The sequence below is a fragment of the Fusibacter sp. QWL-12 genome (assembly GCF_058683495.1).
On record NZ_CM178745.1, the window covers coordinates 2,572,274 to 2,589,418 of the forward strand.

Annotated in this window: 12 protein-coding genes; 11 read left to right on the top strand and 1 reads right to left on the bottom strand. The window is 37.2% G+C overall.

What is annotated here, in order from left to right; all coding sequences use genetic code 11:
• The first annotated feature begins 40 nt into the window (after window positions 1-40).
• From AC4PID_RS12430 to carB, 11 genes are all read left to right on the top strand, one after another.
• Window positions 41-1,273, top strand: a complete 1,233-nt coding sequence (locus AC4PID_RS12430) for an aminopeptidase (RefSeq protein WP_492132321.1) — start codon at window positions 41-43, stop codon at window positions 1,271-1,273.
• Window positions 1,274-1,444: 171 nt separating this feature from the next.
• On the top strand, window positions 1,445-3,757 hold the full coding sequence (locus tag AC4PID_RS12435) for an EAL domain-containing protein (RefSeq protein ID WP_492132322.1): 2,313 nt from the start codon (window positions 1,445-1,447) through the stop codon (window positions 3,755-3,757).
• An 82-nt stretch (window positions 3,758-3,839) separates the two neighbouring features.
• Window positions 3,840-4,313 carry a glutathione peroxidase gene (locus AC4PID_RS12440; RefSeq protein WP_492132323.1) on the top strand — a complete coding sequence of 158 codons (474 nt, stop codon included), beginning with the start codon at window positions 3,840-3,842 and terminating at the stop codon, window positions 4,311-4,313.
• A gap of 81 nt (window positions 4,314-4,394) precedes the next feature.
• Window positions 4,395-4,910 (top strand): protease complex subunit PrcB family protein, encoded by a 516-nt coding sequence (locus AC4PID_RS12445; protein ID WP_492132324.1) that lies wholly within the window; start codon window positions 4,395-4,397, stop codon window positions 4,908-4,910.
• Window positions 4,911-5,156: 246 nt separating this feature from the next.
• Entirely contained in the window at window positions 5,157-6,092 is a 936-nt protein-coding gene (locus tag AC4PID_RS12450) for an AAA family ATPase (RefSeq protein ID WP_492132325.1), read from the top strand.
• A gap of 11 nt (window positions 6,093-6,103) precedes the next feature.
• Entirely contained in the window at window positions 6,104-7,294 is a 1,191-nt protein-coding gene (locus AC4PID_RS12455; RefSeq protein WP_492132326.1) for a DUF58 domain-containing protein, read from the top strand.
• Window positions 7,278-8,546 (top strand): hypothetical protein, encoded by a 1,269-nt coding sequence (locus AC4PID_RS12460; protein WP_492132327.1) that lies wholly within the window; start codon window positions 7,278-7,280, stop codon window positions 8,544-8,546. The genes AC4PID_RS12455 and AC4PID_RS12460 overlap by 17 nt, the downstream gene beginning before the upstream one ends.
• A gap of 234 nt (window positions 8,547-8,780) precedes the next feature.
• Complete coding sequence (locus tag AC4PID_RS12465) at window positions 8,781-9,926, top strand: sodium ion-translocating decarboxylase subunit beta (RefSeq protein WP_492132328.1); 1,146 nt, start codon at window positions 8,781-8,783, stop codon at window positions 9,924-9,926.
• 9 nt (window positions 9,927-9,935) lie between these two features.
• Window positions 9,936-10,067 (top strand): OadG-related small transporter subunit, encoded by a 132-nt coding sequence (locus AC4PID_RS12470; protein ID WP_492132329.1) that lies wholly within the window; start codon window positions 9,936-9,938, stop codon window positions 10,065-10,067.
• A gap of 221 nt (window positions 10,068-10,288) precedes the next feature.
• Complete coding sequence (gene carA / locus AC4PID_RS12475) at window positions 10,289-11,347, top strand: glutamine-hydrolyzing carbamoyl-phosphate synthase small subunit (RefSeq protein ID WP_492132330.1); 1,059 nt, start codon at window positions 10,289-10,291, stop codon at window positions 11,345-11,347.
• Window positions 11,348-11,355: 8 nt separating this feature from the next.
• A complete protein-coding gene (gene carB / locus AC4PID_RS12480) occupies window positions 11,356-14,544 on the top strand; it encodes a carbamoyl-phosphate synthase (glutamine-hydrolyzing) large subunit (protein WP_492132331.1) in 3,189 nt (1,062 codons plus the stop codon).
• Between the two features lie 71 nt (window positions 14,545-14,615).
• Here carB and AC4PID_RS12485 read toward each other — a convergent pair whose 3' ends face one another.
• On the bottom strand, window positions 14,616-17,009 hold the full coding sequence (locus tag AC4PID_RS12485; protein ID WP_492132332.1) for a diguanylate cyclase: 2,394 nt from the start codon (window positions 17,007-17,009) through the stop codon (window positions 14,616-14,618).
• Between the last annotated feature and the right edge of the window lie 136 nt (window positions 17,010-17,145).

Consider the following 17,145-nt stretch of genomic DNA (forward strand, 5'->3'; position numbering starts at 1 on the left):
TGACGTATAATTAAGTGATACTAAGAGATGGGAGCTGAAAATGATGAATTACAACAAGGCAATTGAGAAGTATGCAGAATTATTAGTCAAAGTAGGCATTAACGTACAACCAAAAGAAGGTTTGATCGTCGTATCTAATCAATGGGGATTACCGCTAGCGAGAGAAGTTATGAAAAAAGCTTATGCGGCAGGCGCAAAACATGTTGAATACATGATGGGCGATGATGAAATGGCAATCGCAAGATACCAAAACGCGAAGGATTATGTATTTGAAAACTATCCTGAGTGGAAAGTGGATTTAATGATCAAACTCTATGAAGATAACTATCATCACTTATTCATTATTGCACCAGATCCAGAATTATTAAAACAAATTCCAAGTGAAAAAGTCGCTATCGATCAAAAGACTGCATCAGCAGCGATGTCGCCAGCTACAAAATTCCGTATGACTGGTCAAACCAAATGGTGTATTGCCGCTGTTCCATCTGAGGCTTGGGCTAAAAGTGTCTACCCAGAAAAGTCAACGGATGAAGCGATTGATGGGTTATGGGGAAAAATTCTCGACGCAACACGTGTCAGCCTCGATAATCCTGTTGAAGCTTGGCAAGAACACGATAAAATGCTTAAAAAATATAAAAACTTCCTAAATGAAAAGCAATTTGACAAGTTGGTTTTAACTGCACCTGGAACTGAGCTTGAAATTGGACTTGCAGATGAGCATTTCTGGATGGGTGGTTCTAAAGAGAGTTGGGCTAAGGACGCTTTTGTTGCAAATATTCCAACTGAAGAAGTCTTTACAACGCCTCATAAATTTAGAGTTAATGGGACGGTTAAGTCCACAAAACCACTTAGCCATAATGGCAAAATCGTCGATGGTTTTGGGTTTACATTTAAAGATGGTAAAGTTGTCGACTACTATGCAGAAAAAGGTAAAGAAGTACTTGACCAGTTACTTGCAAACGATGAAGGTGCATCTTATTTAGGTGAAGTTGCATTGGTTCAAGATGATTCTCCAATTTCAAACACAGGCATTCTATTCAACAATACGCTTTTTGATGAAAATGCATCTGTTCATTTAGCACTTGGTAGAGCTTACGCTTACGCTATGAGAAATGGATCGGCATTATCACAAGATGAGTTAGAAGCAAAAGGCGCAAACTTTAGTTTAATACACGTGGATTTTATGATCGGTGGACCTGAGATGGAAATCATCGCTTATTCTAAAGAGGGTGAAGCAACGCCATTATTTAAACAAGGCAATTGGACGTTCTAGAAGCATGATAGAAATAATATAATACAACCACTATTTGACTCATTTAAATAGTGGTTTTTTTTTTAAAGCCACAAGCAAGTATAGAATTAATGTGAGCGATTTATATCAATAAGGAGTATATAATCAAATATTTGGGTATATTAAAGTACACTATGTCGAATCGAGGTACTCATGAAGCTTTTTAAACAAATGATTAACAGCGTACTGATTTTAGTCATACTGGTTATTGGTGTTGGCTACACAACCGATCTGGAATATCCCAATTCTCCAAAAGTAAAATATCAAGTCGATGCCAATTATCCACCTTTTACATATTCTAATCAGCAGTTTCTTTATGGATTTGATATCGAACTTACCAACATTATTTTTAAAATGATGGATTATCAGTTAATCTATTCTACTGATGCGTGGCCGAAGGTCTATGAACGTTTGGTGAATGGCGAAATTGACTTGGCTGGGATCATTGCAGTAACGGAAGATCGCGAAAAGGAAGTGCTATTTTCTAAACCGCTCTTTCAATCCTATGTGACAGTCTACACAAAAAAAGACTTTAGAGAAATAAAATTAAATGAGCTCACATCGTTAAGAGTAGGTGTCGGTAAAGGGTATTATACGGAAGCCATTCTTCAAAATGATTTTGAGATGACCAATTATACGGCTTATGATGATTTACGTGATGCTATTTATGATTTGTTGTCTGGGCAAATAGATGTCATCTTTGAAAATCAGCAAATGATGGATTATTTAATCGTTCAAGAAGACGTTCTTGGGAACATTGAAGCTCAAATTAAGGATTTGTATCCGAGACAACACGCCTATGCTGTAAGCAAAGATAAACCGGAACTCGTTAAATACATTAACCAACGAATTGATGAGATTCAAAAAAACGGTTTGTTTGAAGAAACATATGTGAAATATTTTTATGCACATTCATCGGTTTATAATGAGTTAAACATGAAAAGGATACTCTTAATTGTCCTAATTCCTATCTTTGGCATGCTCGTACTCCTTTTTGTGTTAAGAATATATATATCTAAACTCAAGACAAAACTGAATTCTAAATACGAAAATATTACAGAGGTGAACAATGATTTATCTGATGCAAATGTAGAACTCATGCGGCAGTACGAAGAAATTCAAATGCAATACGAGGAAATTAATGCTCAGTATGAAGAAATTCAACTCAATAATGATATCATCTATCAAATGGCATACACAGATCGTTTGACAAACTTACCTAACAGACTTTCAGCTTCAGATTATTTAAGTGGCATGCTGGACGAAGAAAACCGAGAAAGACCCTTTGATGCAGGCGTTGCAATTTATATTGAAATTGACCATTTCAGAGGCATTAACGATACCTTTGGTCACGATTATGGTGATCAAGTTTTAGTTTATATATCTAAGGAACTTAAGTTCAGATATGAAAATCGAGGTTTCATATCAAGAGTAGGTGGAGATGAATTCTTGCTCATCATCAAAGGCATTAATCAAAAGAAAGATGCCGCGCTGATAGCCGAACAGCTACTAAACCAGTTTAACAAGATGTGTTTCATCGGTGATCATGAAATTTATCTTTCAGTTAGTTTGGGAATTGTATTGCTGAGTAAAGATTGTACAACGGTTTTGGATGTGTTTAAGAATACAGACGCTTCTGTCTACACAGCAAAGCAATTCGGTGGCAGTTGTTATAAATTCTATGAACCTGAGATGATTCAAGACGTATTAGTGAGAAGTCAGCTCGAAAGAGAGTTGAGACATGCACTCAATAATGATGCGTTTATTGTTTATTATCAACCTATTTATGAACTTGAGAATTTAACACTTGTTGGACTGGAGGCTTTGATTCGTTGGCAAAAAGAAGATGGTAGCATGGTTTATCCAGATACATTTATACCTTTTGCTGAAGAAACAGGTTTAATTGTACCTTTGGGAGAGTTTGTCATAGCAGAAGTTTGCCGCCAAATTAAAGAATGGCAGTTGATGGATATTAAAGTCGTTCCGGTTTCCATCAACATTGCTGAAAAACAATTGCTTTCAAAAAATTTTAGCGAGACATTATTGCATTACATTGATCACTTTGATTTAGAGGCAGAACTGATTCATATAGAGATTACAGAAAGTCACGTAATGCATAATTTAGAAAGAAACATTCATAAGTTAACACAACTTCGAGAGCAGAACTTTAAAATTCTTATTGATGATTTTGGGACGGGATATTCTTCCTTGTCGCATCTCATTCATCTCCCAATTGATATTTTGAAGATTGATAAAAGTTTTGTATGGCACATTGATACAATACCGAGTGAGACTTTGATCATTACAGAGATTATTTCTATGGCGCATAGAATGGGTAAAAAAGTGATTGCAGAGGGCGTGGAAACTGAGTCGCAGTTGACGTATTTAAAACATGCAGGATGTGATTGTGTTCAAGGTTATTTATTCTCAAAACCAGTTCCGGCAGATTCAATTGATATTAATTGAGGATCGATATTGACAGATCCTCTTTTAAATTGTATTATAATTGTATAAAATCAAATTGCAAACAATTTATATGGAGGTTGAAATGAAATTTTACGATTTTGAAGCTATGGCAATGAACGGCGATATGATAAAAATGTCTGATTATGAAGGTAAAGTGGTGCTTGTGGTAAATACTGCAACTAAGTGTGGTTTAGCACCACAGTTTGAAGAGCTTGAAGCGTTACATCAAAAGTACAGCGATAAGGGTTTAGTCATTTTAGGCTTCCCATGTAGTCAATTTGCCAATCAAGAGTCGAGTGATAATTCAACGATTCAAAATGTATGTCGATTGGACTTTGGGGTTACTTTTCAACTCTTTGAAAAAATCGATGTAAATGGAGAAACGGCACACCCATTGTATAAGTACTTGAAAAAAGAAGCAAAGGGCACTTTGGGCAACGGTATTAAATGGAATTTCACAAAATTTCTAATCGACAAAGATGGCAAAGTGGTTAAACGTTATGCACCAACTGTAAAACCATTATCAGTAGAAAATGAAATTGCTGGGCTATTATAGGTTTTAATTTGCCCCTTTTCAATGGGATCAATTCGTTGTAACATAGAGATATCGAATTTAAGCCAAGAAAAGAGGATGAAGATGTTGAAGAAAAATTTGATAGCACTAATGCTAATCCTATTACTGACAATGATGGTTCTATCAGCTTGTGATAGTAACAAAAAGGCGGATTCTGAAACAGGCGCTGTAGACACAACAAATGCAACAGACACAACTGAAATGGCAGCAGGTGACTTTGGTACCCCAATTCTATTTGATGAAGTTTATTATGATGACATTCCGGATGGCATTAAATCTGAAGTGGATCAACTCATCGTAAATCGAGGTTTTTATCATTGGACTGAAGAAGGGATGAACTACTTGTTGATTTCAAGTGGTGAAAAGGAAACTGGTGGTTACGGCATTCAAGTGTTAACCTTTGGACAGTTTGAGTCGACCGCTAAAATTCTTGTGGGAGAAGGCAAACCAGGAAAAGACGCAGTTGTACCACAAATTAAAACTTACCCATTTGTAATGATCAAGTATGAAGGTGACTTTAGTGTGCCAGAAGTTTATAATGAAACCTCTGAAACCTTTGAGCCATTAGTATTAGAGTAGTTGATTGAATGAGTAACTGATTAATTAATAGAATAAATGTAAATGGCTATTGTACTTTGATTCAATCTCAAAGAACAGTAGCTTTTTTATTTGATTCCATCTCATACAATAGAATTTTTTTATGGGCAAGTTAAATGATATAAAAGCATACAATTGTTAATTTAACTTAATTTTTCATAATTATTTAATAATTCTTTTAGCTAGGTGATATAATATTTTTTATATACATAAACTAGGAGGCTGATTATGACTGAGGTTCATCGCTTTGCAACAGAATTAAAACAGAATATCCAAAAGGTAATCGTGGGAAAAAATACGGTGATTGATTTAATGATTACATCTATGCTGTGTTCAGGTCATGTGTTATTAGAGGATATTCCTGGGACAGGAAAAACCCTTTTAGCCCGTTCATTGGCAAAGTCATTTAATGTCGAGTTTAATCGTATACAATTTACGCCAGATTTATTACCTTCGGATATTACTGGATTAAATGTTTATAATCAGGGTGTTGGAAGGTTTGAGTTCAGAAAAGGACCTTTAATGAGTCAAATTGTTCTTGCAGATGAAATCAACAGAGCGACACCAAGGACACAATCTAGCTTGCTTGAAGCTATGGCAGAAAATCAAATTACTGTAGATGGAGAAACCTATTCTTTGTCTGAACCTTTTTTTGTTATTGCCACACAAAATCCAATCGAAAGTTCTGGTACCTTTCCATTGCCAGAAGCACAGCTGGATCGTTTCTTTATGCAACTTTCTATGGGATATCCATCTAAAGAAGAAACCATCTCTATCCTACACCGTTTTGAAAAAGTCAATCCAATTGATTCCTTATCTGCGTGTGTAGATGTCGCAATTTATAAAGAAGTTAAAGAACAAGTTAAAGCAGTCAAGGTATCTGAAGCAATGACCCATTACATCATTGATTTAGCAGATGCGACTAGAGATCATTCTGAGATAGAACTAGGCGTTAGCCCTCGTGGGGTAATGGCTTTGTTTAATGGCGCAAAGGCACTTGCTGCAATTAAGGGGCGCGACTATGTTTCACCAGAGGACGTTAAACAGTTAGTGATTCCTGTTTGGGGGCATAGAATACTCATTCGCGATATTTATTCTAAAAAACCTGACAGAATACTTGAGATGATACTTACAGCTGTTGAGGTACCAACTGAAACGATATAGGGAGGTATACCATGGCAGTTTTAATAATTGGGATACTTGGACTGTTCGTTTTACAATGGCTTTTAAGAAGATGGTCGAGCTTATCACCCATTCATTTCTATCTTTCGAGAAGCTTTGATAAAGAGCGTGTCACTGCAGGCGAATCGGTTGTCATCACCACTGAGATGGTGAATAAAAAATGGTTGCCACTACCTTGGGTTAAGGTCTATAGTAAGATTCCAGCATCATTTCGAGGCGAAGGTTACACTGGAAATCGAGTGATTGAACTTGGAAATGAAAGATTCGAGGTTACGGAGACGGGAGCCGACAGTACCTATGAGATAGTAACTTCATTTTTATTCTTTGAAAAGGTCGTTAAACACGATGGCTTTTCCTGTTTAAAAAGAGGGATCTATGAGGCTGGTAATTGTCACGTTGAATTTGGTGATTTATTTGGATTATATTCCGGTGGAAAGGAATATCTTACGAAGTCAAAGCTAATTGTTCACCCTAAATTACATGCGCTTTCCAGCTTTGACATCACACCACTAAGCTTACAAGGCGAAACCTCTGTAAAGCGTTGGATTTTACCAGATCCAATGTTGACTACAGGAACGCGCAATTATACAACACGAGATCATTTTAAAAGCATCAACTGGAAGGCTACTGCAAAAACGGGGCAGCTTCAGGTAAAAAAAATGGATCACACATCGGATCAATCTTGTATGATTTTCTTTGATGTACAAACATCGCCGAAATATTGGGAAGGAATTGATCGGAATCGATTTGAGCTCGGAATTACATTTGCAGGTTCTTTATTTAAGACGTTATATGAGCATCATGTAGACGTAGGGATTGCCGTGAACAGTGTCTATATGATGGGGGAAAAAGCAAGCTTATTGATGCCTGCTAGATTAAAGACGCAGCTGGTTAAAGCGATGGACGCGCTTGCTGCTGCAACTGAGTACAGAGGACATCCTATTGAAAAATTATTTGTCGATGCAGTTCGAAAACTACATGAAGACGCAGTCATCATTATTGTTACAGGATACTTGTCCTCAGAATTGACCTTGCTTGTCAATCAACAGGCTAGAAAAGGTAGAAGTGTAGTGATCTATATTACTGGTGATAGAGCGATAGAGGTAACGTTAGATCGAAGTATTGAGGTGAGAAAAGTTCAGGGACTTTTGAGTCAGGAGGTATCAGATGCAAAGGAAGCATAATGATCGGACTCAATTGATTTCAGATCTTGTAAAAGCATTAGAATACACTTTGTTTTTACTTTTAATCGTCTTTACTGTCGCCGGCTTTTTTCGCAAAGAGGCCATAATGGTTTCTAGGTTTAGTCTGGTATGGGCAGTAAACTGTATGTTGTATGGGTTTTCTGCCATAACCATTGAATTCTTTAAAAAGAAGCCATCTGGATGGTTCATAGCAACTTTTATCTTTCTAGTTGGGGGAGCGAGCCTCCTTCTGACAAAAGGTGTATTCTACTTGGTTACAGGACCGTTAGTGGTCGCATTCGTCCTCAGTATGATAAGAGGGATGAATTATTCAATTCTTGAAGAGAAGATTGAACCCCTTAAGTCGAGGATTTTTTACACCGATATCATTTTAGGTTTGGTCATCTTTATCCTTAAAGTTGGTGATGTTGAAGGCTATGGTGCATTAAAGGCTTATTATTTAGTCTATGTAATTATTAGTCTTTTGTTACTCAATCTAGTCAACATGAACAATGCTTATGCAAGTGGTACACATCAAATCAATCGCTCAAAAAATGTAGAAAAGTTTGGTAGAATCGCTTTAGGTGTCTCTTTGTCTTTAATCATTATCGTTCAGGTTCAGGTTTTTGATTTTTGGTCAGTGATTTTAGCTGGGTTAGATAAAGTCTACAACCTCCTCTATAAAGTTGTTTCACTAATCATTTATCCGTTGCTATATCTAATGGATAAGCTTTTAGGGTTATTTCGATTGGATGGATTGGAAGAGGTGGATATCGCTGGTCCTATGTCACCAGAAATGAGTGATCAACTGCCCAATTATCCCAATAACACAGGTGTTCCCAATTGGATGGTAACCGCTTTTTACATCGTTACGTGGTCGGTTATTTTACTGATCAGTATTCTACTTCTAAAAAAAGCCTACCAAGTTTTTAAACGCAGAAAGGCAATGAATGATGCCTATGGTAGTGAAGAGCGATCATTTGTGTTTGATAGAAAAGAAATGATGGGCAATTTCTTAAATCGATTTAAAAGAGAGACTTCAAAAACGCCTAAAAATGAAATTAGAAAAAAATATAGAGAACAGCTTATAAAAAATGAAAATTTATATTTGGGTAAGAAAAAATATGAGACGCCAATTGAGTATATGAATCGAATCAACGCAGATGAGACCATAACTACTGAAGAAAAATTGGCTCTTGAGTGTCTCACTAACGATTATCAAATCGTGCGATATCGTGAGGATTTAAGCTGATGTTAGATTGCATGACAAAAGTATTGGTGATATAATTATTTTAAGTTTAAGGGAGTAGCTTGCAATCTTCGGATTGTGTTGATGATCGTCATGACGGCGAGAGCCCGGTCATCAGCTCTAATGAAAGCGAGACTTATACTTCAATTTCCTATGGAATTGAAGTATAAGTCTTTTTTATTTAGCCACAAACAAGATTGTGGTTAAATTTTAAAATTATATTTTGGAGGGGAAAAAATGAGTCAATTATTTCAAGGCATTGCAGAATTTCATTGGCAGTACCTCATTATGTATGCCATCGGGATTGCGCTGATTTACCTGGCAATAAAAAAAGATTATGAACCAATGCTGTTATTGCCAATTGGATTTGGCGCGATTTTAGTCAATTTACCATTTAGCTCAATTTGGGAATATGAAGGGACACCAGGGGTATTGCAGATTTTTTATAACTCTGGGATTTTAACTGAAATTTTTCCAGTATTGATCTTTGTGGCAGTTGGTGCAATGATTGATTTTACACCATTGCTCAAACAGCCACGCATGTTATTCTTTGGTGCCGCAGCACAATTTGGTATCTTTTTTACGACACTCGCTGCGCTCTATATTGGCCATTTGTTCCCTGAGCTTGGCTTTGATTTAAAGACATCTTCAGCAATTGGTATTATTGGTGCAGCAGATGGACCAACCTCAATTTTTGTCGCATCTAAATTTGCTAAAGATTGGCTAGGGCCAATCTCAGTAGCTGCGTACTCTTATATGGCGCTGGTTCCCGTGATTCAGCCTCCAGTGATTAGAGCACTAACCACGAAAAAAGAAAGAATGATCAAAATGCCTTATCACGATGTAAAGGTTTCTAAAACGGTTTTAATTGCCTTTCCGATTTTGATTACTATTATTTCAGGCATTATCGCTCCAATTTCTGTACCTTTAGTCGGTCTTTTGATGTTTGGGAATCTCATAAGAGAATCTGGAGTTCTAGAAAGACTTTCGAAAGCAGCTCAAAACGAACTGGCTAACTTAGTGACATTGCTACTTGGGATTACCATTGGTGCGACGATGTATTATGATAAATTCTTAGATGTTAAAACGTTAATCATAATGGTGATGGGATTAGTTGCATTTGTCTTTGATACTGCAGGTGGTGTTTTGTTTGCAAAGCTGATGAATCTTTTTACCAAAGATAAAGTCAATCCAATGGTTGGAGCAGCGGGTATTTCAGCATTTCCAATGTCTGCGAGAATTGTTCAAAAGATGGCGAAACAAGAGGACCCTCATAATTTTATATTGATGCAAGCGGTAAGTGCAAATGTTGCAGGACAGCTTGGTTCTATAGTTGCGGGTGGTATGGTCTTGGCACTGGTACCTTGGTTATTGATGAGATAGGAGAAGCATATGAGTGAATTTTATTTAGGACTTGAATTGATGGGCTATGGTCTTGCAGGTGTTTTCTTAGTTCTAATATTGTTTTTTATCGTCATAAAAATGTTGATCAAAATCTTTCCATACAAAGAAGAGCAAAATTGAGTATTGACATCAGTCGTTAGATGAAGTACTATATCTCTTAATGAATACACTTTAAATTGGTCCTGTGAGGCCAGCAAGAGGTATGGTATGAAAAACAAGGGTTTATTATGTCAATTATTAATATTTAAGGAAGCAGACGCATTATAAATAATGTGTTAGCTTCCTTTTTTGTCATGTAAAGCTTTGAATTACCTTCTCTAGTGTATGAAAGGGAGGTTAATATGAAGGCAAAATTAATACTAGAAAATGGCATGATCTTCGAAGGTAAAAGCTTCGGATATCCTGTTGATACAGTTGGCGAGGTCGTTTTTAATACAGGGATGACAGGATATCAAGAACTTCTTACGGATCCTTCGTATCATGGGCAAATCGTTGTAATGACTTATCCATTAATCGGAAATTACGGTATTAATACAGATGATTTTGAATCCGCTAAGGTACAAGCCTGTGGGTTTATCGTACGAGAACTAACCGAGTTATCAAGTAACTTTAGATCAGAAATGGAGCTAAATCACTTTCTAAAAAGACATAAAGTAATGGGCATAGAGGGGATTGACACGAGAGCATTAACCTTGGTTTTAAGAAATGAAGGAACAATGAGAGGTGTCATCACCACTGGTGAGTTAAGTCAAGAGAAACTAGAAGCCTTCTATAAAAACTATGACAATAGCAATGCTGTGTTTGAGGTAACTTCAAAAATCAAAAAAGTGGTACAACCAATAACGCCAGCCTTGAAATCAGTTGCACTTATGGATTTTGGTGCTAAATCTAATATCGTTAGAGAACTGGTACAAAGAGGTGCTGAGGTAACCCTTTATCCAGCAGAGACGACTGCAGAGGAGATTTTAAGCGGTGGTCACGATTTGGTCTTCTTATCAAATGGACCGGGAAATCCAGAGGATCTAACTGATGTGATCGATGAAATAAAAAAATTAATGCGTGAAATACCAATTGCAGGAATCTGCTTGGGACATCAGCTATTAGCATTAGCAGGTGGGGGTTCGACCACGCGGTTAAAATTTGGTCATAGAGGTTGCAATCATCCGGTTAAGGATCTGGTGAAAGACAAGGTATATATCACTTCACAGAATCATGGCTATGTTGTAGATCAAATGCCAGAGGCTTTTGATGTGACCCATATCAATGTCAACGATGCATCGATAGAAGGTATGAAACATCAAGTCCTTCCAATATACTCCGTTCAGTTTCATCCAGAAGCATCACCAGGACCAGTAGAGAGCGCATATTTATTTGATGAATTTTTAGAGTTAGCGAGATAGGAGGAATTATGCCAAGACAGACGGAAATTAAAAAGACACTTGTAATTGGATCAGGACCAATCATTATTGGGCAGGCGGCAGAATTTGACTATTCGGGAACGCAAGCGTGTCAGGCTTTAAGAGAAGAAGGTGTTGAGGTTGTATTAATTAATTCTAACCCAGCGACCATCATGACAGATAATGAAGTTGCAGATAAAATATATATTGAACCCATCACGAGCGAAATGCTTGAAGTGATTATTAGAGATGAAAAGCCGGATAGTTTATTAGCGGGAATGGGTGGTCAGACCGCTCTTAATATGGCTTTAACGCTACATGAGAAAGGCATACTTGAAAAATATGGCGTTAAACTAATTGGCACGTCTATAAATGGTATTATGCAAGGGGAAGACCGAGCATTGTTTAAGGATATGATGGCGCGTATCAATGAGCCAGTCATTCAATCAGAAATCGTTACAGAGGTTGAAGCTGCGGTTGTATTTGCAAATCAAGTTGGCTATCCAGTGATCATCCGTCCAGCCTATACCTTAGGTGGTACTGGTGGTGGTATCGCTGATGATGAAGAGATGCTGAGAACTATTGCTAAATCTGGTCTAGATAATAGCCCAGTGAATCAAGTATTAATTGAAAAGAGTATAAAAGGCTGGAAAGAAATAGAGTATGAGGTGATGCGTGATGCTAAAGGTAATCGCATCTCTGTATGTAACATGGAAAACATCGATCCTGTTGGGATTCACACAGGCGATAGCATCGTAGTTGCACCTAGCCAAACCTTATCAGATAAAGAATATCAAATGCTTCGTACATCAGCATTTAAAATCATAGAGGCGATAGGGATAGAAGGTGGTTGTAACGTTCAGTTTGCACTTCACCCAGAGAGCTTTGAATATGCGGTTATTGAAATTAACCCTAGGGTGAGCCGTTCGTCTGCGCTTGCTTCAAAAGCAACAGGCTATCCAATTGCAAAGGTTGCAGCGAAAATAGCATTAGGATATGGACTTGATGAAATCAAAAATGCTGTAACAGGCGTTACGTATGCCTGTTTCGAGCCAAGCCTTGATTATGTGGTCGTTAAGTTTCCTAAATGGCCATTTGAAAAGTTTTATAAAGCCGATCGTACTTTGGGAACAAAGATGATGGCAACGGGTGAAATCATGGCGATTGGCAGTAACTTTGAAGCGGCGTTTTTAAAAGGGTTACGCTCACTTGAACTCGGTCAATACCATTTAAAACACAAAGACTTTATCGATAAAAGTACGGATGCGTTAAAAAATCTAATAAAAAAGCCAAATGACGAAAGAATTTTTGCACTGACAGAATTAATTCGTAGAGATTATAAGCTTGATATGATTCACAAAATCACTGGTATTGATGAATGGTTTTTAGATAAGATTAAAAATCTGATTCAACTTGAAAGTGAAATCGAAACACAGAGATTAGTGGATATCAAACCAGAAAAAATGAGACTTTTAAAACGTAAAGGTTTCTCAGATAAAGGCCTTGCTGAGCTTTTAAGTGTTTCGCCTAAAGACATCTATAACTATAGAAAAGCACACAAGATTATACCGGTCTTTCACATGGTTGACACCTGCGCGGGTGAGTTTAAAGCGGTTTCACCTTACTATTATTCAAGCTACGAAACCTATGACGAAGTTAAAGTAACTGAAAAAGAGAAAATTGTAGTTATCGGATCAGGTCCAATCCGAATCGGACAGGGGATAGAGTTTGACTACGCTTCAGTTCACTGTATTAAAGCTTTAAAAGCGATTGGTTATGAAACGATTATTATTAACAGCAATCCTGAAACCGTAAGTACAGATTTCTCAATTGCAGATAAATTATACTTTGAACCTTTAACGGAAGAAGAAGTTCTCAATATCCTCCAAAAAGAAAATCCAAAGGGTGTTATCGTACAGTTTGGTGGACAAACGGCGATTAAACTAGCAGACTTTATCGAAAAGTCAGGCTATCCAATTTTTGGTGCATCATATGATCAAATAGATATCTGTGAAGACAGAGATCGATTTGAAGTATTTTTAGAGGCGCAAGGGATAGCTCGTCCAAAAGGCATCGGTGTCGAAAATCTCGAAGCAGGTTTATCAGCTGTTGAAAAGCTTGGATTACCGGTTCTGGTTCGACCAAGCTACGTTTTAGGCGGTCAAGGGATGAAGATTTGTAGAGATGTGTCAGAGGTGAAGCACTACTTAACAGATGCATTTACAAAAAATAAAAAGAATCCAGTGTTGATTGACAAATATCTCGTTGGCATGGAAGTTGAGGTTGACGCTATCAGTGATGGCAATTCTGTCTTAATCCCTGGCATCATGGAGCATATTGAAAGGGCGGGAATCCACTCAGGAGACAGTATGACGGTTTATCCGCCACAAAACATCTCTCAAGCATTAAAAAATGAGATCTTAAATGTCACAAAGAAAATTGCAAGTGGACTGAATCTAAAAGGGATGATCAATATCCAGTTCGTCGTATCTGAAGACAAGCTGTATGTCATAGAGGTAAACCCAAGAGCTTCTAGAACGGTACCTTATCTTTCAAAAGTAAGCGGGGTTCCAATTGTGGATTTAGCGACGAAAGTTTCATTAGGAGAGTCTTTATGTGACTTAGAATATGGCGTGGATCTTTATCCTGAAGCGGATCTGATTTCAGTAAAAGTGCCAGTGTTCTCAACACAAAAATTACCTGACGTAGAGATTTCACTTGGACCAGAAATGAAGTCTACAGGTGAAGTCTTAGGGATTGGCAAAACCTATGCGGAAGCTTTAACTAAGGGATTCCTTGCTGCTAAAACTGAAATCGATCTAAAAGGTGCGAAAATACTTCTGACTTTAAATGAGAATGATAAAGCAGAGCTCTGTGAAAGCGATCTTCCAAAGAAAGCACAGTTTGTGGCAACAACTGGTACTGCAAAACGTATCGAAGCTTTGGGACGCAATGTACTTATAACGAGAAAAATAAGAAATGAAAGCTCAAATCTTCTCAGTTTAATTAAAGATAGAGAAATCGGATTCATCATTAATACGCCAACGGTTGGAGAAGATAGTGAACGCGACGGCTTTATGATGAGAAGACTGGCTGCTGAGCATAATATTCCTATGTTCACTTCGCTCGATACGTATAGAGCTTGGTTAAAAGCATTTGAGTATTCTGAGGCATTGACTGCCTACCAACTGAAGAAATAATCGACCCTATCGTTCTTACAATAGAAGCCCCCATTGACCTACCACCTAGGTTAATGGGGGCTACTTCCTTTTTATTCATCCTTGTTCAATGAGTTATGCTTCAACTTCATAAAATTAAAGAATGACACATCGTCAATCATCATATGGTTAATAATCACATCCTGTATGAGTGTGATAATGACTTCAGTTGGTTTATAGAGCAACGTTTCAGAAAAAGAGTTCAAACGATTAATCAAGCCTTGATGTATGGCGTGATGATGATTAATTTCTTCCTCTGAGTAGTTGAGTTTATGCATTAAATTTTCCTCATATATCGTGTGTGAAGCAAAATCATTACAAAGCGTATCAAATGTCGTCTGCATTTTTTCAAAATCATAATTGCCAGAGGCTGCACAGTTAATAATGCGATCGACACTGTCGAAGAGGTGTTGATGTTGTAAGTCGAGTTCACGATCGCCACTAATTAGTAATGAGCGCCAACTGTCCTTTGAAGTTTTACAGGTGTTAAAGTCTGGATTAATTTCACTTGATATCTGATTTCGTCCAGATTCCTTCGCATGAAACAAAGCTTTATCTGCTCGATCAAAAAAGGTGCTGTATTGGTCACCAGACTGGATTTCTGATACACCAAAGCTAGCGGTTACCACCCCAACGTTATCGTGATAGTAAATTTCGAACGCATTTCTAATCTTCTCAGCGACGAAAATCGCTTGACTCAAATCCGTTTCGGCTAGTAGTATCGCAAACTCCTCACCACCCCAACGCACTAATAGGTCCGTATTTCGGATGAGATTTTTTGCGATTTGTGCAGTTTTAACAAGAACCTCGTCTCCTGCGATATGACCAAAGGTATCATTTACAGCTTTAAAATGATCAAGATCAAATACAATTAATGAAAATGTATTGCCATATCGATAATATCGATCAAGCTCTCGTCGTAAGACTTCTTCAAAAAGATGTCGATTAGCAAGACCGGTTAAACTGTCGTGTGATGCCCTCTGAATTAGTAAATCTTCGTAATCTTTTTTACTTTGAATGTTAACAACAATGGCAACATAATGATCGCTCTCAGACATTGGATGTAAATGAATTTCACCCCAAAAAACACGATGATCGATGGTCATAAATTGCGTTTCGAAAATATTGATCCCCTCGTTGTGCGTCAATGTATGCTTTAAAGTCGCATAATCATTTGGTGCAGAAAAGAGCAGCTCTGGGTGTCTTGCATAATGGGTTTCAAACTCAGTTTTATCAGAAGTACCAAACAGATTGGACATATAAGCATTTGTATATTTTATCATGAAATTTTGATCCACCAGCACGAGGCCAACTGGAAGCGTATTCACTAATCTTTCGGACATCAGTTGAATCGAATGGGCTAACTCACCAAACTCATCTGACCTCTCAAAACCGTAGAGGGATTCATCCCAAAAACGGCTTTTAAGGTTGATACTTTCTTTAAGCTGTGTAAATGGTTTTACGAAAGTCTTATTGATAAATAGATTAATGACAAATAAAATGATAACAATGGTAAAGAGACCTGAAAATAAGAAAATAAATAAGTTATTACCATTATAAAATGCATTTTGACTGTAGAGTGTCGCCACATACCATTCAGTATTTTCAATACTTTGTATCGCAACTGAGGTGAATGTATCGCTTTCTATTTTGATTTGAAATTGATTTTCACCTGAATCAATAAAAGCATTTAAGCGGTTATTAAACGCGCTATCAGTTGAAATGGTATAAATATTATGCCAATTTGAATTAAAGGGATTTGGGCTTGATCCGTCAAGTAAAACCTTCCCACTACGATTAAATATCAAGCTGACTGAGTTTGTTGCGGCATTCTGAAAATCTGTATCAGATAAAAAGTTATTAAAGGGTAGTCCTGTTCCGATAACGCCTAAGGTTTGATCTTCATAATAGATGGGAACATTAATCCACACGCGATAAGATTCTAAAATTCGGTCCTCATCTACGTTGAGTAAGTAATCCTTGTTACTATCCTTAGCATCCCAATACCAGCGATCTAAATCATTTGCAGGGTTGACCTGAGTGACAGGAACTAAAACAACTTCTTTCTCGTGAATATGGGGATAGTATAGATTTTTAGAGCTGTCAATCGCTAAAAACAAGTCTTGAGAAGACATGAGATCAATGAAGGTGCGATATTCAGCTTTTGCTAGCGCTTTAAGATCTGTATCGTATTCTGAACGAATCCAGTTAATCAGAGCAGAAGAAGTAGCCATCTTTTCAGAGAGTGCAATCTCTTTTATAAGATGACTGTGAACCGAGGAGGCAATATTATAAGAATACATCTGAGCGTATTGATCGGAGATGGTTTCTGTAATTCGATGGATTTGACCAATGGATAATATGAGATTTAAAACAATCATTAGCGTGAGTATCGCAATAATCATCAAATTGGTCTTACCTTTTATCGATTCTGCAACCCTTTTCATAAAGGCCTCTTTTCGTACTTAGGTGTTGATAATATACCCTCTTGAAACCAATATAGTCATGAAACATAAAAATGCTCTCATGATAGATTTGTCGCTTGAAAAAAGCCACTGTTCCATCATGAGAGCATATGTTTTT